This is a genomic window from Cupriavidus phytohabitans (assembly GCF_000426345.1).
Lineage (GTDB): Bacteria > Pseudomonadota > Gammaproteobacteria > Burkholderiales > Burkholderiaceae > Cupriavidus.
In genome coordinates this window covers 22,958-43,097 of the sequence record NZ_KE384523.1, presented here as the reverse complement: position 1 = coordinate 43,097, position 20,140 = coordinate 22,958, and the positions used below count along the sequence as shown (strand labels likewise).

The window sequence follows — 20,140 nt, the reverse complement described above, 5'->3', positions numbered from 1 at the left end:
GCTGAGCCGTCTTCGATTTTCGACACGCATGCAGTCCCGCGAGCACGGGGTACCGCCGGTATTCCACGAACAATCGTCCGGGCAACCGATATGCCCGCCGTCAGAGCCTGACGTCGGAGTGACGAACCGAATCCTAAAGATAGGCGGCTTACCTCATATTTGCCGGCTTGGTGCTGCGCCACCGCGTCGGCGTCATGCCGAACTGCGCCGTGAACCAACGGACGAATGAGCCATAAGCCGAATAGCCAAGCGATTCGGCAATGCGCCCGAGCGAGTAGCTTCTGTTGTCAATATAGTGGATAACGAGATCGCGCCGTACGCCATTGACCATGTCTGAGAAAACCATTCCAGCGCCTTCGAGTTGGCGCTGCAGTGTACGCACGTTCATCCCCAGGCCCTGAGCAACTTGCTCAATCGTCGCGCGCCCTGCCGGAAGCATCAGATAGATTGCCCTGCGCACCTCGAGCACAACTGACGGCTCATTGGCTCCCGGAAGGCCTTCAAGCAGGCGTTGCGCATGGCGGGCCATGACAGGGTCGGCGATAGGGTTGGGCAAGTCCAGGTCGGCGGCGCGGCAAATCAAGCCATTGAAAGGGCTTGCGAACTCCACCTTCCCCCCGAAGATGTGGCGGTGCAGCTGCAGATCGGGGGGAGCGTCATGGGTGAAACTGACGCCAAGGGGGTGCCAGGACGTGCCCAGCAGTATTCTGCACATGCGTGACAGTGAGCCCAGTGCCAGCTCAATTGACTGCGTGGACGGCCCGGCGTTATCCGCGACGACGTCTTCCCGCACGATGACCTTCTTGCCGGTCTCCTCAATACGGATGACGAGGAACTCATTCATCAGGTGCCGATACTGAATCAGGGTTCCAAGAGCGTCGCGCAGTGTTCTCTGGTGCGTGAGCAACACGCTGACGACACCAAGGTCAGACAGCTGCCACAGGTCCGCCATACGCAGCCCGAATGTCGGGCATTGCGTAAGTCGCGCTGACTCTTCCAGCAAGGTAACGGCTCCGCTTCCGGAAATCCAATGTTCCGGGTCCGCAAGCATCTCGCTGCTCAAGCCCAGCTTGCGCAGCAACGGCTGCGGTTCAAGGCCCAGTTGCTGCGCCACCCTGAAGTAGTTCTTTAGCACGCCTGTGCGAATCAGTGTGCCCATTGCTTCTCCCTCACCCGGTGTGTAGCCCGGATCCACTCGCCCGGGGAAACCCGGATACCACCAGATTCTGTCACGAAATGAGATGTGAATGTCGTGAAATGAGAGACAACGGCCGCCCGGGGATTACTAGACTGATCCCGTAATTCGACGACAAACGGAACCCATGGCAGCCCCTCAAGACAAGGTCATAGTCACCTGCGCCATAACCGGCGGCATTCACACGCCAACGATGTCCCCCTACCTGCCCATCACGGCAGAAGACATCGCCGGCGAGGCAATCGGTGCGGCCCAGGCCGGCGCCTCGATCGTCCATCTGCACGCGCGCAAGCCGGAGAATGGCCAGCCCTCGCAGGATCCCGCGCTCTTCCGGGAATTCCTCCCCGAGATCGCCGCGCGTACCGACGTCATCATCAACCTCACCACCGGCGGCGCCCCCAACATGCTCGTCGAGGAACGACTGCAGCCGGCGCTGCAACTCAAGCCCGAAGTCGCTTCGCTGAACATGGGGTCGATGAACTTTGGGCTGTACCCGATGCTTGGCAGGCACAAAGAGTTCAAGTACGACTGGGAACGTCCTTACCTCGAAGGCTCCGAAGACCGCGTCTTCCGCAACACGTTCAGGGAAATCCGCTACATCCTGGAATCGTGCGCCGGCAATGGGACTCGCTTCGAAATCGAATGCTACGACACCAGCCATCTCTACACGGCGGCGCATTTCATTGACCGTGGCATCCTCAGGCCGCCGTTCTTCATACAGTCCGTTTTTGGCTTGCTCGGCGGCATCGGGACGCATCCCGATGATGTCATGCATATGCGCCGCACCGCCGAACGGCTGTTTGGCAAGGACTACTACTGGTCCGTCCTGGGTGCGGGCCGCAGTCAGATGCCGATTGCTTCCATGGCGGCTGCGATGGGCGGAAATGTCCGCGTGGGCCTGGAGGATTCGCTTTGGGATGGGCCGGGCCGGCTTTCGACCAGCAACGCCGATCAAGTCAGTCGCATCGTCGGGATCCTGAAATCGCTGAACCTGGAAGTGGCCACTCCCGATGAGACGCGCGACATGCTCCAGTTGAAGGGCAGGGATGCTGTTGCATTCTGATCTCTTCCAATTGCCTTGCCGCCCCTTAACCCGCGAGCGCGTTCCCGGCGACAAGCCACCTGAATAATTTGATGCCCGGTCCGACCTCAACTGTCCGTTGCGGCGCCGATAGTTAAATCCCCTATCAAGGAGAAAGAAATGCAATTTCTGGATGATTCGCTGCACCCGGAGAACATGGACAAGGTGGTAATCACCGTGGCCCCGTACGGCCCGGAGTGGATGCCCGAAGATTTCCCGGAAGACATCCCCGTGACCATGGAAGAGCAAATCCAGAAGGCGGTGGATTGCTATGAAGCCGGGGCCAGCGTGCTGCACCTGCACGTGCGTGAGCCGGATGGCAAGGGCTCCAAGCGCCTGTCCATGTTCAACGAACTGATCGCCGGCGTGCGCAAGGCGGTGCCGGACATGATCATTCAGGTCGGCGGCTCGATCTCGTTCGCACCGGAAGATGAAGGCCAGGCCGCGAAATGGCTGGATGATGACACGCGTCACGCGCTGGCGGATCTCGACCCCAAGCCGGACCAGGTGACGGTAGCACTCAACACCATCCAGATGAACATCATGGAGTTGATCTACCCGGAGTTCTACGAGAGCACGCACATGGCCAACCCGGCCGTCTACGATGCCTACCGTGAAATGATTGTTCCGGCTGGCCCGGCCTGGGCAGAAGAGCACTTGCGCCGCCTGCAGGAAGCCGGCATCCAGCCGCACTTTCAGTTGGTGGGCATGCATGCGCTCGAAACGCTGGACCGCATGGTGCGCAGAGGGATCTACAAGGGCCCGCTGAACCTGACCTGCATCGGCATCGGTGGCGGCCACCATGGACCGCATCCGTACAACCTGTTCGACTTCATTCAACGTGCGCCGGATGGCTGCACCATTACCGCCGAGTCGTTGTTCAAGAACGTACTTCCGTGGAACACGATGGCGCTGGCAATGGGTATGCACGTGCGCTGCGGCATTGAGGACACCCTCATCGATCAGCATGGCAACCGGTTCACCTCGGTGCAGCAGATTCAGCAGACCGTGCGTATCGCCAGGGAGTTGGGCCGCGAGATCGCCGATGGCAAGGAAGCGCGGGAAATCTACCGTATTGGCACCTGGTACAACGATGTCGATGAAACCCTGGCCGCCAACGGCATGACGCCGAACCGCAAGCCCGGTGTCAAGAACGTGCCGCTGCGCCGCGCAGCCTGAGCCTGCTACGGCACAGACCAAGAATTGATCCGGTTGAAGTGCGCACTCCAGCCTGAATTGCTGCAACCGGATCGATCTGTTTTGACTTGATTCAAATAAGGAATGTCATGACTCGTACCGTCGTTCTCGTTACGGGAGCCACGTCTGGGATCGGCCGCGCCACGGCGCTTGCATTCGGCCGTGATGGGGCACAGCTGGTTTGCTCCGGCCGCAATGCCACCGCAGGCGCCGCACTTGTATCCCAACTCCGGGAACTCGGTGCCGAGGCCGAGTTTGTACCCGCTGACGTAGCTGATGAGGAGCAGGTCCGCCAACTCGTCGAGCATACCGTCACCCGCTTTGGACGGCTCGATGTCGCAGTGAACAGTGCAGGGACCGAAGGCACGCCGGGGTCGATCGTCGACCAGACAGTTGAATCCTATGCGACAACTTTCGACGCCAATGTCCTTGGGACGTTCCTGAGCATGAAGTATGAGTTGCGCGTCATGCTGGAACAGAAAGAGGGCGTTGTGATCAACCTCTCCTCGACCATGGGAAGCCGCGGCAATGCGCAGAATCCAATGTATGTGGCCAGCAAGCACGCGATCGAGGGCTTGACCAAGGCTGCGGCACTCGAGGCAGGCAGATCGAATGTGCGAGTGAATGCGGTCGCGCCTGGCCCTATCGATACCGGGATGCTGGACCGCATTGCAGGAGGCGCCGACAACATTGCGGCAGTTGCGGCGACGATCCCGGCGGGCCGGATTGGGACCCCGGAGGAGGTCGCCGACGCCATCGTGTTCCTCGCGTCCGCGCGGTCCAGATACATAACGGGCCAGATTCTCGGCGTCAATGGTGGCAAGACAGCGATGTAGCCGCCGACACGCTGGGCTTGCCCCAGGCGCGGTCAGAGGCAATGAACAAGGCATTTCAGGAGACAAGTCATGGCAAAAGCAATTCGGTTTCACGAGACAGGCAGCGCTGATGTCCTCAAGCTCGAGTCCGTGGAGGTAGGTGATCCCGGCCCGGGCCAGGCTCGCGTGCGGCACACTTATATCGCCGTCAACTTCATCGACATCTATTTTCGGACCGGCCACTATCCCCTCGAACTTCCCAACGGCCTGGGCTCCGACGCCGTTGGTGTCGTCGAGGCGGTGGGGCCCGGCGTGACGGACATCCGCGTGGGCGACCGCGTGGGCTACCTGCTCGGCCCGCAAGGCGCTTATGCGGACGTGCGGGTCATGCCTGCCGAGGTGCTGATTCCGCTGCCGGATGGTGTCTCGGACCGTACCGCTTCCACGCTCATCATGAAGGGCATGACGGCGCAGTATCTGTTCCGCCAGGTCTATCCGCTCAAGGGTGGCGAGACCATCCTCTATCACGCCGCGGCCGGAGGCGTGGGCCTGATCGCCTGCCAGTGGGCACGCGCGCTGGGCGTAAACATGATCGGAACGGTCAGCACCGACGAGAAGGCGGAGCTTGCCAGGGCCAACGGCTGCTCGCACGTCATTGTCACCTCGCGCGAGAACATCGTCGAGCGCGTGATGGAAATCACCGACGGCAAGAAGGTGCCGGTGGTGTTCGATTCGGTCGGCAAGTCGACGCTGGACGCCTCGCTGTCCTGCCTGCAGGTGCGCGGCACGCTGGTCAGCAACGGCACGACTTCAGGTCCCGTCGAGATCGACAGCCGCACGCTGGCGGCGAAGGGTTCGCTCTGGGTCACGCGTCCGGCCATGGTGCACTACGCCACGCCGCGCTCGCACATGCTCGCCATGGCCAACGAGGTGTTCGACATGGTGACGGCCGGAAAGATCACCAGCGAGCCGAAGCAGCAGTTCGCGCTGGAAGACGCCGCGCAGGCCCATCGCGCACTGGAAAACAGGCAGACGAGCGGCGCCACCGTACTGGTGCCGTAAAGCGGTGCCATAGCGCGGGCTTTCCCTTCGCACGCATGCCGCAGTCGCATTTCCATCCTCGCAGGGGCGAGGGTGGAGGGGCGGCTGCGCCCTCGAAGGCAAGTTCACATTGCCGGAAATACCGAGATGGAGACAAAGATGTCAGACCGACCTGCCGTTCTGCGCGTGCGCCGCGTCGTCGCCGCGACGATTCTTGCACTTGCCATGCCCGCCGCCATGGCATGGACCAACAAGCCGGTGCGCGTACTGGTGCCAGCGCCTGCCGGCGGCACGATGGACGTGATGGCACGCATGCTGTCCGAACAACTCACGGCAGAGCTGGGCCAGCCCGTGGTCGTCGACAACAAGCCGGGTGCCGGCGGCGCCATCGCGGTCGGCGCACTGCTGGCGGCGCCGCCCGATGGCCAGACCATCCTGGTGTCGGCAACCAACGTGTTTGCGGAAATCCCCCACGTGATGAAGGTGCCCTACGATCCGATGAAGGACGTGAGGCCGGTTGCCGCCGCAGCCAGGTCGACCCTGCTGCTCGTCAGCGCCCCCGGCCTGCCGGCCAAGGACCTGCCGGGGCTGATCAGCTACGTGAAGGCGCATCCGGGCAACCTGAGTTTCGCCACCTATGGCCCGGGCACGGCCTCGCAGTACGCCGGCATGATCATGAACCAGAAGGCCGGGATCGATCTCCAGAACATCCCGTTCCCGGGATCGCCGCCGGCCCTGACGCAGGTGATGGGCGGGCAGATCGCCGTGATGTATGACGGCATGGTGACCTCGCTGCCGTACCTCAAGGCGGGCAAGCTCAAGGCCTATGCCGTGGCCGCCAAGCAGCGCTTGCCGATGCTCCCGCAGGTGCCGACCTTCGCCGAACTGGGCTATCCGGACGTTGACTTCAGCAACTGGACCGGCGTGTTCGTGTCGTCCAGGCTGCCGGCGGACCTGACCGAGAAGATCCAGGCCGCGGTCTACAAGGCAGCCTCCAGGGCCGGCGTGCAGGAACGGATTGCCGCGCTCGGGTTCGAGCCGCTGCAGCCGCAGAGCCTTGGCCAGCTCAGCCAGGATCTGCGCGCCGATTTCGATCGCAACGCCCGCATCGTGAAGACGTTCAACATCCAGCCGCAATGACATCCATCGACCATGCGAGTTGAACAACTTACCTGCGCAATCGGCGCAGAACTCATCGGGGTCAGCCTTGCCGATGCGATCCATGATGATGGCGTGTTCGCCGGCATCCGCGAGGCGCTGCTCAGGCACCGCGTCCTGTTTCTGCGCGACCAGGACATCACCGCTGCCCAGCACGTGGCCTTCGCGCGCCGCTTCGGGGATCTGGAGGATCACCCTGTGACGGGTAGCGACCCGGAGAATCCGGGGTTGGTGCAGATCTACAAGACGCCCGCCAACCCGCCGGATCGTTACGAGAACGCCTGGCACACCGATGCGACCTGGCGCGAAGTACCGCCGCTTGGCGCTGTCCTGCGGTGCTGGGAGTGCCCGCCCGTCGGGGGCGACACCATGTGGGCCAACATGGTGCTTGCGTACGAAAACCTGCCCGCCCACGTCAAGGAGCAGATTGCCGACCTTCGGGCGCGTCACAGCATCGAGGCGAGCTTTGGCGCCGCCATGCCAATCGAGCGGCGCCTGGCGCTGAAGAGTCAGTTCCCTGACGCCGAGCATCCGGTGGTGCGGACCCACCCGGAGACTGGCGAGAAGGTGCTGTTCGTCAACGGGTTTACCACGCACTTCACCAACTTCCACACGCCGGGCCGCGTGCGCTTTGGGCAGGACTACAGCCCTGGCGGTGCCGACCTGTTGCGCTACCTGGTTACGCAGGCGCACATCCCCGAACACCAGGTCCGCTGGCGCTGGAGGAAGAACAGCGTGGCTATCTGGGACAACCGGTCGACCCAACATTACGCCGTCATGGACTATCCGCCGTGCAACCGGAGGATGGACCGCGCAACGATCATCGGAGACCGCCCTTTCTGATCCGGGCGGGCTGGCTCGCATACCGGGAGGTCATGGCTGCAGAACGTTGATCAAAAGGTGGCGGATCGCAGAGCCTCCCTGTAGTAGCGGCGCACCTGGCGCCGGAAGTCGCTGTGACTGAGTCTGAAAACAAACAAATGAGAACGATGAACCATGGAGGATGGGAGTAGATGAGAAGAGCGATTCTTGCCCTGGCCGCCGCGATGGCATGTGGTGCAGCCCAGGCGCAGTCCGGCGTAACGTTGTACGGCGTGATCGACGTCAACCTCGAATACGTCAACAAGGTCGGCGTCGTCCCGTCGGCGGCTAACGGCTTTAATCCCGGTACGGGCCACTCGGTGTTCCGTGAGAACTCCGGCGGCTACTCCGGCTCGCGTTGGGGCCTGCGCGGCACGGAAGACCTCGGTGGCGGGCTGAAGTCCATCTTCGTGCTGGAAAGCGGCTTCAACGCCGATACCGGCACCCAGCAGCAGGGCGGACGCATGTTCGGCCGCCAGGCTTTTGTCGGCCTCAAATCCGATTACGGGCAGGTCACCTTCGGCCGCCAGTACACGTCGTTGTTCGTGTCGTTGGCCAACTTCGTGCCGGCCCGCTTCGCCACGCAGTATGAACCGGCGGGCGTTATCGCCGGCGCGAACTTCCGCGAGGACAACGTGGCGCAGTACACCGGCAAGTTCGGTCCCGTGACCGCCGTGGCGCACTGGTCGTTCGGTGTCGGTACGACGCTGCCGCAGATCAACCCCGGTATTCCCACGTTGGGCGGCAACGGCGAAATACCGGGCCAGTTCCGCCGGGATTCGGCCTACGGTGCGGGCGTGACCTACATCAACGGCCCGCTCGGCCTGGGCGTTGCCTACGACCAGTGGAACCCGACGATCGGCACCAGCAACGGCACGTTGAAGAAGGCGGCCGTCATGGCCAGCTATTCGGTCGGCGCGGGCAAGGTGATGGGCGGCTACCGCTGGGGGCAGAACAAGGACCATACAGGCAGGGAGTTCCTGCGCGACGACTTCTACTGGATCGGTGGCCAGTACCGCGTGTCGGCGGCGCTGGATTTCACGCTGGAGTATGACTACCAGAACCTGAAGAACGTCGGCGGCAACACGCACGCGGCCAATCCGTGGCAGATCGCTCTGATCACTGACTACTCGATCTCGAAGCGGACCGACGTGTACCTGACCACGGCGTATACCCGCAACGCCGGCCTGACCATGGACTCGGCGGCGAGCGGCTTCGCCACCAGCCTGGCGCTGGGCAACAGCTACTCGCTGCCCAGTGGGCAGAAGTCCATGTTCGGTGCGGCTGTGGGCATCCGCCATATCTTCTGACCACCCGCGCGGTGGCGATGCCGGGCGCAGGCAGCAGCCTGCGCTCACGGTATCTCGCCTCGCGATATGCCACGCTTCGCGCGGAAGGGAGCGTGGCAAGTTCATCCGGCGGGCGCAGAACGATCACGCTCCGGGCCTTAACCGAGTAACCGAGGAAATCGAAATCCATGACTTCTACCAACCAGCCGACGGTCGTGATTGTTCCCGGTCTTCGCGACCATATGCCGGAGCACTGGCAATCGCTGCTCGCCGAGCAACTGCAAGCGCAGGGAAGGGCGGTGCAGATCGTGCCGCAGATCGACCAGGACAAGGCGCTGTGCAGTGCCAGGGTGGCGAACCTGGAGCGCGTCGTCAGCAGCATCCAAGGGCCGATCGTCCTGGTGGCCCATAGCATGGGATGCTGCATCACGGTCCACTGGGCGCAACAGACGACGCGCGAGGTCCAGGGCGCGTTGCTTGCGGCCCCCGCCGACCTCGACACGCCCCTGCCCGCCGGCTACTCCGATCCGCAGACCCTGGCTGCCAGCGGCTGGACACCGCTGCCGAGGGCGCGCCTGCCGTTTCCGAGCATCGTGGTCGGCAGCCGCAACGATCCGATCGGAGGATTCGAGCAGGTCCAAGCCCTTGCGCAGGCCTGGGGCAGCCGCTTCGTCAATGGGGGCGACATTGGCCACCTCTCGCCGTCCGACGGATATGGCAACTGGCAGAAGGCAGCGGAGTTGCTCCGCGAGCTGTGAGATTCACCATTCATTGCGTCTCCACTCCGGGTGCCGACCTCCGGTCTTGATGACACTTTCCACGGCAGCCGGGTTTTGATGGTTCCACGGGCAACGCCTGTGGAACCTCTTCTTTGATTCAACGGGCATCCGGAGCTGCTACAGCTCCGACAGCCCGAAGCTGCGCAACCGCGGCAAGTCAGTCACGCGGATGCTCTGGTAGGACAGGTGCACCATGCCGGCTTCTGCCAGCCGGCGCAGCGCCTGGTTGACGCGTTGCCGCGACAGCCCGGTCAGCAGGCCGATCTCCTCCTGCGACAGTTCCAGCACGGGGCTGGTGCGCGGATACAGGTCAGGATGGAACAGCTGCGCGATTGCCTGCGCCACGCGCGCGTCGGCGCCGAGCAGGCGGTCGTTCTGCACCGTGGCGATGAACTGGCCCATCCGTTCGTTGAGCTGGCGTACGACAAAGCTGGCAAACGGCAGGCTCTGCGCCAGCAGCGTGTTGAAGACCGGCTCTGGCACCAGCAGCACTTGCGAGTCGCGGATGGCGATCACGTCATAGCGGCGGTCTTCGCGCTTGATCACGCTGCCTTCGCCGCACCAGCCGCCGGCCGGCACGCCGGAAAAAGTGCAACCGCGCCCGTCAGGCGTGTACACCGCCAGCTTGATCAGGCCGCTGTCGACCCCGATCCAGTAGCGCGAAGGCTCGCCGCGCCGGGCAATGAAGGCGCCCGCGGCAAAGGACTGCAGCAGCGTTTCGCGCGCGGCCAGCGCCTGGTGTTCCGCCGCCAGCGCGGCGTACCACGCATGGCTGGCCAGCGTGCTTTCAGGGGCGCGGGCAGGGTTCTGGGATGCGGTCATGACATCGGCGCGAGCGGCTGCGCGGCACTTTGTAAGATTCGCGTAAGCCTTGGCTGGCGCGGGTTTGCGGGGAGTTTGTCATCCGGACGACAGTGCGCCGGATGTCTGCGATGATAGCCTTGCCCCAGAAAAAGTGCGACAAGCGGAGACACATCAATGCCAACTGATTTCGACAGCGGCCTGGCCCGCAATGCGGCCAATTTCGTACCGCTCACTCCCATCGACTTCCTGGTGCGCGCCGCCGAGGTGTACGGTGACCGCCTGGCCATCGTGCACGGCCCGGTGCGCCAGAACTGGCGCGACACCTATGCGCGCGCGCGCCGCATGGCCAGCGCGCTGGCGCGTGCCGGCGTGGGCAAGGGCGATACCGTGGCCGCGCTGTTGCCCAACACCCCTGCCATGGTCGAGGCGCATTTCGGCGTGCCGATGGCGGGCGCCGTGCTCAATGCGCTCAATATCCGCCTCGATGCCGCCAACCTCGTCTTCATGCTGCGCCATGGCGAGGCCCGCGTGCTGCTCGCCGACACCGAGTTTGCCGAACTGGCGCGGCAGGTCGCGCTGGAAATCCCCGGGCTCAAGGTGATCGCGGTCCATGATGCGCTGGGGCCGCAGGCCGAGCCGTTCGGCGATACCGACTACGAGTCCTTCCTGGCAGCCGGCGACCCGGACTACGCGTGGCGCATGCCCGCCGACGAGTGGGAAGCGATCGCGCTGAACTACACCTCCGGGACGACCGGCGATCCGAAGGGCGTGGTCTATCACCACCGCGGCGCGGCCATCAACGCGATCTCCAACATCCTGGAATGGGACCTGCCCAAGCATCCGGTCTACCTGTGGACGCTGCCCATGTTCCACTGCAATGGCTGGTGCTTCCCGTGGACCATCGCGGCACGCGCGGGCGTCAACGTCTGCCTGCGCAAGTTCGAGCCCAGGCTCGTGTTCGACCTGATGCGCGCCGAAGGCGTGACGCACTACTGTGCCGCGCCGATCGTGCATACCGCGCTGGTCAACGCGCCCCCATCGTGGCGCGAAGGCGTGCGCGGCCCGGTGCGCGGCATGGTCGCCGGCGCGCCGCCGCCCGCAGCGGTGCTGGCGCAGATGGAGGCAATGGGCTTCGAACTCACGCACGTCTACGGCCTGACCGAGGTCTATGGTCCCGCCGCGGTCTGTGCCGAGCAGGATGACTGGCGTGCGCTGTCGGAACAGGACCGCGCCGTGCGCAAGGCGCGCCAGGGCGTGCGCTACCACCTGCAGTCGCAGGTCGCCGTGCTCGATCCTGATTCGATGCAGCCCGTTCCAGCCGACGGCGAGACCATCGGCGAGATCATGTTCCGCGGCAACATCTGCATGAAGGGCTACCTGAAGAACGAGAAGGCCACGCGCGAGGCATTCGCCGGCGGCTGGTTCCATACCGGCGACCTCGGCGTGTGCATGCCCGACGGCTATATCAAGATCAAGGACCGCAGCAAGGACATCATCATTTCCGGCGGCGAGAACATTTCCAGCGTGGAAGTGGAAGATGCGCTCTATCGCCATCCCGCGGTGCTTGCCGCGGCGGTGGTGGCGCAGCCTGACGCCAAGTGGGGCGAGACGCCGTGCGCCTTCGTCGAGCTGAAGGAGGGGGCCAGTGCCACCGCCGAGGACCTGATCGCGCACTGCCGCACGCTGCTGGCCGGCTTCAAGGTGCCCAAGGCGGTGTACTTCGGGCCGCTGCCCAAGACGTCGACCGGAAAGATCCAGAAGTTCGAATTGCGCCGCAAGGTGAAGTCGGATGCCGCCATCGACGTCTGAACGCGGCGGCTGCTAGGGCTGCACGGCCTCCTCGGCATCGCGCTGGCCGGCGATATGCGAATCGATGGCTTCGCGGCCCCACGCCATGCCCGCGCGCGTGGCATCGCTGGCACAGCCAAAGCGCATCTGGATCACGGGGCACAGCCACGGCAGCCGCGTGCCGTGAAGCCAGACTTCGGCGCGCAGCGTCCACCAGCCTTCGTGCTGGCTGCCATAGCGCAGCGCCGCGGCATGGATGCGGTAGCCGCGGTAGCTGGCGTTCTCGTCGTGCCATCCGCTGGGCATGCGCTTGCCGGGCGTTCAGCGTGCCCGCGCCTCGTGTGGACTTCCGTGGTCGCGGGGACGATGCCAGTCCTCCGCAATGTCGGGGAATACCTCGCATTCGCCACGCACGATGTTCTCGATGGTGGCGCACACGCATTCGGTGCCGCGTGGCCCCACGCACACAAGGCTGCGCGGATGGTCGGTATGCTGTGGAATGGCGTAGACGCGCATGCCCTCCTGGTACAAGGGATGCTTGCTAAGGCGCTCGTTCATCAACTCGACGAAGCGCTGCGGAGAGACGACCGGCTTTTCCATTTCATGCTCCTGCGGGCCTGCCCATCACACCGCTGGCAAGCGCGGCGAGGCGACCAGGTCAGTTAAGGCCAGGAAGATGACAGGCAGGTGGCAGGGAAGCACCCAGGCAGCGGGTTGGCACCTGGGCGTGGCCGGAACGGAGAATCGCGGGCAAACAGCCTGCCCGCGTTGCCACTGCCACGATTCCAGACTAGGACATGCGCGGCAGCGCGCAAGGTTTGGAGCCGCCCGGACGCCCGCGCCTGCACATGGCAGCGCGGGCGGCGTGCATCAGGTGGTGCGCAGTTCGCTCGCGGCGCGCGGGCCATCCAGCATGCCGTTGCCTGCGGCCCAGCAGGCTGCCTCGGCCTCGGCATGCGAACTGTAAGTGGAGGGCGCTTCAACGGTGCAGTCGGCGTAGGCCGCGCCGCAAAGTTCTTCCATGACGATGCGCCAGGTGTACTGGCCGGATGGCTCTTCCAGCACGTGCAGTACCAGCGTGCGGTGATGGTCCGAAAGCGTAAGGGGCAGGGTCGACATTGGCGCCTCCCGTTGGCAGGTGGGACGCATTGATGCTAGCAATTGCGAGCGCATGGCGCCATCGGAGAATTGCAACCGCGGCATGGCAAGATACGCGTGGCGTGGCTTCCCCAGCTGCGCCGAATCCAGTAACCTTCTGCGCCTGGCGCCACGTGGCGCCCGCTTCTCGCCACCGACCATGCTCATTTCGCCCGCGCTCACCCAACAGGTTGCCGCCCTGACGGCGCACTACGATGCCACGGTGCTGCCGCTGTGGACCGCCAGCGGCTGGAATGCCGGCCTGTTCCTGCCCTATGAGGCCCTCGACGGCGCCACGGCAGCGCCGCTGCCGGCGGCGCGCTACCGTGCCATGGCCTGCGCGCGGCAGCTTTATGTGTTTTCGGTGGCGGGCCAGCAGGCGCATGCCGATACGCTGTTCGGCTCGCTGCAGGCGTATTTCGGAGATGGCGGCGGCGCCTGGATCTACAGCGTCGGTCCGGATGGATCGCCGCTGGACACCACGCGCGACCTCTATACGCACGCCTTCGTCATCTTCGCCTGCGCCAGCTACCACGCGCTGCGCGGCAATCCCGATGCGCTGGAAGTGCTCGACGAAACCGTCGACATCGTCGAAGACCGCTTCGCCGAAGACGGCGGGCTCTACCACGCCGCTCTCAGCGAGCATTTCCGCCCGAAAGGCATGGGCGTGCTGCAGAACCCCGTGATGCATCTGACCGAAGCCTATCTGGCGGCGCTCGATGCCACCGGCGACGAATGGTATGCCGAGCGGCTGCGCGAAATCGCGATGGCCGTGTACGAGCGCTTCGTCGATCCCGCCACCGGCTGCATTGCCGAGCTGCCGCAGGGCACTGCGGACAACCGGATCGAACCAGGCCATCAGTTTGAATGGTTCTCGCTGGTCGCAAGCCGGCCGCAGCTGTTCGGTGACCTGCCGCTGGAAGGCGCGCTGCGCCAGGCCTTCGACTTTGCGCAACGCCATGGCGTTGCGCCTGGCACGCTGGGCGTCAGCGCGGCGCTGGACGCGCAGGGCCGGCTGCTGGATGGTACCCAACGCATCTGGGCGCAGACCGAGTATGCACGCGCACTGGCGCTGCATGGACAACCGGAGTCGCTGGCCACGCTGGAAGCCTGGGCCGGGCAGTTCCGCAACCGCTTCCTGCATGCGCAGGGATGGCATGAATGCCTCGCGCCGTCAGGCGACGTGGTGCGTGCCGAGATGCCGTCGACTTCGCCATACCACCTGGCAACGTCCTACCTGGCGCTGGCACAAGCCGCGGGCCAGTCCTGGCCGATCCGATGACCGCGACGCAATCGCGTTATCAATTCTTTGCAGTCGCGGCATGGGGGCGCGACTAAACTCAAGCCCGCGCTCCGCCCGTGCGTTGTCCTTCTTAACTACCTGGTCGTCGTTCTGAAGTCGCGGGCCGGGGCGCACCCGCCTGCGGCGACACCTGCGTGCCTACGCGGACTTCCATCTGCCGTATCCGGGTGGCGGCGCGGGTCTCCGCGTGGTCATTGAGGATCAGGCACAGCAGCGTCAGCAAGGCCGCTGCGATCATGCTCAGCGCGATCCAGGCGAGGCAGTGCTTGCGTTCCATGGTGGAATGGATGGGGGCATTATCGGAGCGCGCAGTGTAAGCGCCCGGCCGCAAAGCGATTGTGAATCTTTGCAAATGCAGCAGTTATGCCACGTCTGGACTCGTTGGCAATCGTGTCCCCCTCCAAATCGGTTTAGCGTTTTCGCCAGTTCCAGCAATGCTGGCAAGAAAGGCTTGTTCGCTTATTCGGCTTATTCCATCACGCCGTTCTCGCGCAGCAGCCGTTCGCATTCATCGAGCATGTCGTGCGCAAAGGCAGACTGGTAGTTGGGATCGAGCGCTTCCATCATTTCATGCGCGGCATACAAGCCCGCTTCGCGAGACAGCGTCCCGGCCAGCTGGCGTGCGAACTGGTCGCTGAGCTCGGACAGCAGGCGCCGCTCGGACAGCGGCAGCTGCAGCCGCGAGCGCGACAGCCACTCGCCCGCAAGCGTCGCGCCTTGTGCGTCCGTCATCCACGTGCGGTGCTCGTAAAAGGCCGAGAGGCGCTCGGCGGCCAGCGCGAACAGCAGCGCCTTGCGGGTGTTGAAATCGATGCGGGGCAGTGGGGCGAGGCTCATGGGTACGGCTTGCCGCGCGGGCGTGGCGCCGGCGGCGATGTGGTCGGTATGTCAGCGTTGGATAGGGTCAGGCAGCGGCAGGGCCGAAGCGTTCCGCCAGCCATGCGCCGATGGCAACGATCTCTTCCAGGCAGACCGAATGCCCCATCGGGTAGGTCTGCCACGTCAGCGGATGCTCGCGCGCCTGGATAAAGTCGCGTGCGGCAACGCCCAGCTGCAACGGCACCACATCGTCCTGCGTGCCGTGTGCGGCAAATACCGGCGTGGCGTCATTCGCGGCATTGGCCTTCGCAGCCAGCGCGGCTGCCGCGGGAATATAGGTGGACAGCGCCACGATCCCGGCGAGCGGCTCCGGATGCGTCAGGCCCGCGGTATAGGCGATCGCGCCGCCCTGCGAAAAGCCGGCCAGCACGATGCGGCTGCAGGGGATGCCGCGCGCATTCTCGCGCGCGACCAGCGCGCGGATGGCGTCGCACGAAGCCTGGATGCCGGCCTCATCGGCACGTCGGCCGGCCTCGTCGAGGGAATAGATGTCATACCAGGCCGGCATGACATAGCCGCCGTTGCAGGTCACGGCAATTGCCGGCGCGTGCGGGAAGATAAAGCGTACGCCAGGCGAGGCGGGCAGCCGCAATTCCGGCACCACTGGTGCAAAGTCGCCGCCATCGGCGCCCAGCCCATGCATCCAGATCACGGCGCAGCGGGGATCGGGCGCGGTTTCGATTTCAATGGCGGGCAGCAGTTCGCTCATGGGGCAGGTTCCTGTGTGACGGCGTGCCCGCGCGCCGATGGGCGCGCCAGGCAGCGCGAGTATCGCACAGGTCAGGCCCGCTGATGCCGCACGCCCGCTACGCGGGCAGGGCGGCGCGACTGCCGGTTCAGGCGGCGGACGGAACGATCGGCACGGTGGTCAGGCCCGGCGCGCGCGCGTTCAGCGCGGCGGCAGGCAGCTCGGGCATTGCAGGCACGGTGGCGCGGCGCTTGTCCACCACGTCCTCCACGCCCTTGGCCGAGACATCTTCCAGGAACGCGACCATGTCGCGGTAGTAGGCCACCTGCATCTGCGCCTCCAGCAATTTCCGCTCGGCCTGGAACAGCGTCAGCCTCATGTTTTGCAGTTCCCTTTCGGCGATTTTTTCCGGGGTCGGCGGACTGAACAGGTTTGCAAGCCAACGCATGGCAGTACCTCCAGTGCTGTCAAAGCGAAATTGCGATGCTTGTGCCACGAGGACAAATATAGACAAGAAATCAATAAAAGACCTCTTGGCTATCTTGCCGTGGCGCCTCGCCCACAAGGATGATTGCCGCTCGCGGGAGTCTGCGGTAGATTGTCCGGCGACTTCGGATCGCCTCTTTACTGCTTGCCTGGCACGCGCATTGAATCGCTGTTTTTGTGCGGATTTTCGCGTGAATTCCGGCTCTGGCTGTATTCCCCGCCTGCTTCCACGACCTCCACGCGCGCGCCGATTTCATGCTGCGGAGTGGTGTCCAATTCCTGCACGTAACGCACGATCGGCAGCCAGAATGCGGCGATATGGTCTGGCTCGATGGCCGCGCCATGCGGCATGGCGTCGTGCATCACCAACTGGTGCAAGTGCCGCGCGGCAGCTGCCACGCGCTCCGCATGGACGTGCGCGAACACGGCATCGGCGCGGCTGTGTACCACCAGCAGTGGGCGTTCGAGGCGGCTGGCACGCGCGGCGTTGTCCCAGGGATCGGGCAGCAGCCACGCCGCCCATGCCGGCACGCGGCCGGTCTGCACCGCGGCGCGCCGCGCCGAGCTGAAGCCGGCGGCGATGACGTAGCCGTCGGGCTGCGGTGCGAAGTGCCGCGCTACGTCAAGCAGTATGCCCGAGCCCAGCGAGTGGCCCAGCACCACGCGGCGCGACGCCGCGGGCGCGGCCGCAAGAAACTGCCGGTACGCGATCATGGCGTCCTGGCGCAGATGGCGCACGGACGGGCGTCCGCTGCTGCGGCCATAGCCGCTGTAGTCGAACACGAAGGAAGCAATGCCGGACTCGGCCAGCATGGCCTGTACCGGCAGCCAGTCGGCCAGGGTTTCATTGTCGCCATGGCAGACCATCAACGCGGGCGCATCGTGGCGCGCGGCGGGAACGAAGCGGGCATGCAGCTCGCGATCGCCGCTGGCGAACGTGGTATGCCGCACAGGCATGGATGACCAGGGCACGGGAATTTCGGTGCTTGTTTCATCCGTCGGCGTGACAAATGCATTGCGCTCCACCGCACGAAACAGTAGGTGGCGCGCAACGCCGGCTGCCAGTGCGACCCCCGCCGCCACGGCAATCCAGCGCAGCGAACCGGGCGACGCCGGCGAGGGCGAAGATGCGAGGGGGTCGGGATGCGGCGTCTCGAACATTGATAAGAGGGCACGCCGTGGTGACGAGCCTGTGTATTCAGGCTAGCAGGCCACTGTGAACATGTGAAGAAACGTCCATCCCGCCGCAGGATTTTTCATGCGCGGGCCTGCCGCTATCGCGCCGATAGAAAACTTTTGCCTTGACTATCTACCTAGCAGTAGATAGTATTTGCCTCATGGAACCGCTGCACCGCCAGCAACAAGCAAGAAGGGGCGGATAAGTGGCGATCCCATCGCATGACCGGAGCGGTCATTTTTTCAGGACTGGATATCTATCTACTAGTAGATAATCGGCCTGAGAAGAAACCGCGAGCCACTGACACCGATTGACGCGATCCGAAACATCGCCCCCAGGAGCCCATCATGACCAAGTTTGCCAAGACCCTGATCACCGCCGCCACCCTTGCAGCCGCCTTCGCCGGTGGCGCCGCCCACGCCGCTGGCGTGCAGGACAGCGACTTTGCCGGTGACAAGTATGGCTACCAGTTCCGCGTCGGCAAGGCCGATGCCTTTACCGACGGTGCCCGCACCGGCAAGTTCGATCCGTTCACCGAAGGCGCGCGTGCTGGCAAGTTCGATCCGTACACCGACGGCCGCGTCGGCAAGGCCGACCCCTACACCGACGGTGCTCGCACCATTGCCGCGAACGTCCCGGCTGACGCCTACGGCTACAACTACCGTAGCGGCCAGTTCGACCCGTTCACGGAAGGCGCGCGTGTCGGCAAGGCTGACCCGTACACCGACGGTGCCCGCATCGTGGCCGGCCTGGACCGCAGCGGCGTCTCGGCAGCGCCGGCGCGCAGCTTCGACCCGTACACGGACGGTGCGCGCGTCGGCAAGGCCGACCCCTACACCGACGGCGCGCTCGCCTGATCGCTGCCGGCCACCGGCCGGCGGCTTTACCACCTTTACGGCGGCGGCCACCAGGCCGCTGCCCGATGGAGTCCATCATGAGTTTGCGTGACAGCATCCTGCTGCTTGGCGGATGGCTGGTGCTCTGCGTGACGAGTGGCTCGATGATCACCTTCGCCGCGCAGGTCCTGCCAGGCTAAAGCCATGCCTCGGCGCTAGGGGATTACCCGCGCGTCGGGGCATTTCAACTTGAGCGTCTATCTTCGCGTAGATAAACTGCTTTCATGAAAACGCAATCCGTACGCGAGCAACTGCTCGAGCACACCCTCGTCCTGATCCGCCGCCGCGGCTTCAACGGCTTCAGCTATCGGGACCTGGCCGAGCTGGTGGGGGTGAAAACATCCAGCATCCACTATTACTTTCCGACCAAGGACGATCTCGTCCTCGAAGCGGTCAAGGAATACAGTGCACGCCTGAGTGAGCACCTGCGCGCCATCGACACGACGCTGCCTGTGACCGAACAGGCGGCTATCTACCTGGCGCCGTTCCGCAACAGCTGCGGCTCCGACCAGATCTGCCTGTGCGGCATGCTGTCGACAGAAACCCTGTGCCTGCCCGAATCCGTGCACAAGCTGCTGCAGGGCTTTTACCTGATGCACGAGAAGTGGCTGACGGGACTGCTGGAGCGGGCGCAGCCGCTGCGCACCACGCCATTCCCGGTGCCGCCGCCGCGGCTGGCGCAGGTGGTGTTCGGTTCGCTGCAAAGCGGCCTGATCGCAGCGCGCCTATTCGGCACGTCCGACCGGGTCGAGGCAGCGGCCGATACGCTGATGGCAGCGGTGACTGGCTAAAGTTTCCATACCGATTTTTCGCGCTGTCAGTGGCGCGTCCGGAGCCGTCGTGTGGCGAAAGCTGCGCGGCGGCTTTTTCAATTGGCGGGGACGCGCCGTCCCGCAGTGTTCGCGGTTATGACCGTAAATTCTTGTAAATCAGTAACTTACGATCAAGAGCCTGATGCCTATCGGCCCGATAGAAATATTCTTCCTTGACTATCTATCTAGCAGTAGATAGTATTTGACTCATGGAAGCGACGCAGCGCCAGCAGCAAGCAAGAAGCAGGGCCCGGCGACGATCCCATGCATGACCGGAGGCGGTCATTTTTCAGGACCGGTTATCTATCTACTAGTAGATAATCACCCCGAAGAAAGACTGCAGAGCCACTGACACCGATTGACACGATCCGAAACTTCGCCCCCAGGAGCCCATCATGACCAAGTTCGCCAAGACCCTGATCACCGCCGCCACCCTTGCCGCCGCCTTCGCTGGTGGCGCCGCCCACGCCGCTGGCGTGCACGACAGCAGCTTCGCCGGTGACAAGTACGGCTACCAGTTCCGCGTCGGCAAAGCCGATGCCTTCACCGACGGCGCCCGCACCGGCACGTTCGACCCGTTCACCGAAGGCGCGCGTGCCGGCAAGTTCGACCCGTACACCGACGGCACACGTGTCGGCAAGGCCGATCCCTACACCGACGGTGCCCGCATCGTTGCCGGCCTGGACCGCAGCGGCGTCTCGGGCTCGCCGGCACGCAGCGTCGACCCGTACACCGATGGCGCACGCGTCGGCAA

23 protein-coding genes are annotated in these 20,140 nt (G+C 64.4%); 13 read left to right on the top strand and 10 right to left on the bottom strand.

Annotated features, from left to right (window positions below; all coding sequences use genetic code 11):
* Positions 1–148: 148 nt before the first annotated feature.
* On the bottom strand, positions 149–1,159 hold the full coding sequence (locus tag K309_RS0135410) for an AraC family transcriptional regulator (protein ID WP_029050544.1): 1,011 nt from the start codon (positions 1,157–1,159) through the stop codon (positions 149–151).
* A gap of 163 nt (positions 1,160–1,322) precedes the next feature.
* On the opposite strand from K309_RS0135410, the gene kce reads away from it, so the two are divergent.
* The 8 genes from kce to K309_RS0135370 all read left to right on the top strand — a co-directional run bounded on the left by kce (position 1,323) and on the right by K309_RS0135370 (position 9,395).
* Positions 1,323–2,258, top strand: coding sequence for a 3,5-dioxohexanoate:acetyl-CoA acetone transferase (gene kce, locus K309_RS0135405; protein WP_029050543.1), 936 nt, complete (start codon positions 1,323–1,325; stop codon positions 2,256–2,258).
* A gap of 138 nt (positions 2,259–2,396) precedes the next feature.
* Positions 2,397–3,455, top strand: a complete 1,059-nt coding sequence (locus tag K309_RS0135400; protein ID WP_029050542.1) for a beta-keto acid cleavage family enzyme — start codon at positions 2,397–2,399, stop codon at positions 3,453–3,455.
* A 107-nt stretch (positions 3,456–3,562) separates the two neighbouring features.
* Positions 3,563–4,309: an SDR family NAD(P)-dependent oxidoreductase gene (locus K309_RS0135395; protein WP_029050541.1), complete on the top strand. Its 747-nt coding sequence runs from the start codon at positions 3,563–3,565 to the stop codon at positions 4,307–4,309.
* 69 nt (positions 4,310–4,378) lie between these two features.
* The gene (locus K309_RS0135390; protein ID WP_029050540.1) at positions 4,379–5,350 is read left to right on the top strand and encodes a quinone oxidoreductase family protein; all 972 of its coding nucleotides are present in this window, start codon (positions 4,379–4,381) and stop codon (positions 5,348–5,350) included.
* Between the two features lie 138 nt (positions 5,351–5,488).
* Positions 5,489–6,469, top strand: a complete 981-nt coding sequence (locus tag K309_RS0135385; protein WP_029050539.1) for a tripartite tricarboxylate transporter substrate binding protein — start codon at positions 5,489–5,491, stop codon at positions 6,467–6,469.
* A gap of 12 nt (positions 6,470–6,481) precedes the next feature.
* Positions 6,482–7,330 (top strand): TauD/TfdA dioxygenase family protein, encoded by an 849-nt coding sequence (locus K309_RS0135380; protein WP_029050538.1) that lies wholly within the window; start codon positions 6,482–6,484, stop codon positions 7,328–7,330.
* A 170-nt stretch (positions 7,331–7,500) separates the two neighbouring features.
* Complete coding sequence (locus tag K309_RS0135375) at positions 7,501–8,658, top strand: porin (RefSeq protein WP_029050537.1); 1,158 nt, start codon at positions 7,501–7,503, stop codon at positions 8,656–8,658.
* Positions 8,659–8,825: 167 nt separating this feature from the next.
* Positions 8,826–9,395 (top strand): RBBP9/YdeN family alpha/beta hydrolase, encoded by a 570-nt coding sequence (locus K309_RS0135370; protein WP_029050536.1) that lies wholly within the window; start codon positions 8,826–8,828, stop codon positions 9,393–9,395.
* Between the two features lie 138 nt (positions 9,396–9,533).
* On the opposite strand, the gene K309_RS0135365 is transcribed toward K309_RS0135370, so the two are convergent.
* Positions 9,534–10,238, bottom strand: a complete 705-nt coding sequence (locus K309_RS0135365; protein ID WP_029050535.1) for a Crp/Fnr family transcriptional regulator — start codon at positions 10,236–10,238, stop codon at positions 9,534–9,536.
* A 156-nt stretch (positions 10,239–10,394) separates the two neighbouring features.
* Here K309_RS0135365 and K309_RS0135360 point away from each other — a divergent pair, with 156 nt between their 5' ends.
* Positions 10,395–12,029, top strand: coding sequence for an acyl-CoA synthetase (locus K309_RS0135360; RefSeq protein WP_029050534.1), 1,635 nt, complete (start codon positions 10,395–10,397; stop codon positions 12,027–12,029).
* 12 nt (positions 12,030–12,041) lie between these two features.
* Here K309_RS0135360 and K309_RS0135355 read toward each other — a convergent pair whose 3' ends face one another.
* The 3 genes from K309_RS0135355 to K309_RS0135345 all read right to left on the bottom strand — a co-directional run bounded on the left by K309_RS0135355 (position 12,042) and on the right by K309_RS0135345 (position 13,127).
* Entirely contained in the window at positions 12,042–12,314 is a 273-nt protein-coding gene (locus K309_RS0135355) for a DUF6566 family protein (RefSeq protein WP_029050533.1), read from the bottom strand.
* Between the two features lie 15 nt (positions 12,315–12,329).
* Entirely contained in the window at positions 12,330–12,608 is a 279-nt protein-coding gene (locus K309_RS0135350; protein WP_029050532.1) for a hypothetical protein, read from the bottom strand.
* Positions 12,609–12,878: 270 nt separating this feature from the next.
* Entirely contained in the window at positions 12,879–13,127 is a 249-nt protein-coding gene (locus tag K309_RS0135345) for a hypothetical protein (protein WP_029050531.1), read from the bottom strand.
* A 178-nt stretch (positions 13,128–13,305) separates the two neighbouring features.
* Between K309_RS0135345 and K309_RS39030 the strand changes: the two genes are divergently transcribed.
* Complete coding sequence (locus K309_RS39030) at positions 13,306–14,427, top strand: AGE family epimerase/isomerase (RefSeq protein WP_035878997.1); 1,122 nt, start codon at positions 13,306–13,308, stop codon at positions 14,425–14,427.
* Between the two features lie 91 nt (positions 14,428–14,518).
* On the opposite strand, the gene K309_RS41445 is transcribed toward K309_RS39030, so the two are convergent.
* From K309_RS41445 to K309_RS0135315, 5 genes are all read right to left on the bottom strand, one after another.
* Complete coding sequence (locus K309_RS41445) at positions 14,519–14,725, bottom strand: hypothetical protein (RefSeq protein WP_084402732.1); 207 nt, start codon at positions 14,723–14,725, stop codon at positions 14,519–14,521.
* 191 nt (positions 14,726–14,916) lie between these two features.
* On the bottom strand, positions 14,917–15,285 hold the full coding sequence (locus K309_RS0135330) for a hypothetical protein (RefSeq protein ID WP_029050530.1): 369 nt from the start codon (positions 15,283–15,285) through the stop codon (positions 14,917–14,919).
* 67 nt (positions 15,286–15,352) lie between these two features.
* Positions 15,353–16,036 carry an alpha/beta hydrolase gene (locus tag K309_RS0135325; RefSeq protein WP_029050529.1) on the bottom strand — a complete coding sequence of 228 codons (684 nt, stop codon included), beginning with the start codon at positions 16,034–16,036 and terminating at the stop codon, positions 15,353–15,355.
* A gap of 127 nt (positions 16,037–16,163) precedes the next feature.
* Positions 16,164–16,463: a hypothetical protein gene (locus tag K309_RS0135320; protein WP_029050528.1), complete on the bottom strand. Its 300-nt coding sequence runs from the start codon at positions 16,461–16,463 to the stop codon at positions 16,164–16,166.
* A gap of 176 nt (positions 16,464–16,639) precedes the next feature.
* A complete protein-coding gene (locus K309_RS0135315; RefSeq protein ID WP_029050527.1) occupies positions 16,640–17,662 on the bottom strand; it encodes an alpha/beta hydrolase in 1,023 nt (340 codons plus the stop codon).
* A 363-nt stretch (positions 17,663–18,025) separates the two neighbouring features.
* Between K309_RS0135315 and K309_RS0135310 the strand changes: the two genes are divergently transcribed.
* From K309_RS0135310 to K309_RS43745, 3 genes are all read left to right on the top strand, one after another.
* Complete coding sequence (locus K309_RS0135310; protein ID WP_029050526.1) at positions 18,026–18,535, top strand: hypothetical protein; 510 nt, start codon at positions 18,026–18,028, stop codon at positions 18,533–18,535.
* Between the two features lie 263 nt (positions 18,536–18,798).
* The gene (locus K309_RS0135300) at positions 18,799–19,365 is read left to right on the top strand and encodes a TetR/AcrR family transcriptional regulator (protein ID WP_029050525.1); all 567 of its coding nucleotides are present in this window, start codon (positions 18,799–18,801) and stop codon (positions 19,363–19,365) included.
* Between the two features lie 416 nt (positions 19,366–19,781).
* The coding region (locus tag K309_RS43745) for a hypothetical protein (RefSeq protein ID WP_035878996.1) at positions 19,782–20,140 on the top strand (359 nt) is incomplete at its 3' end.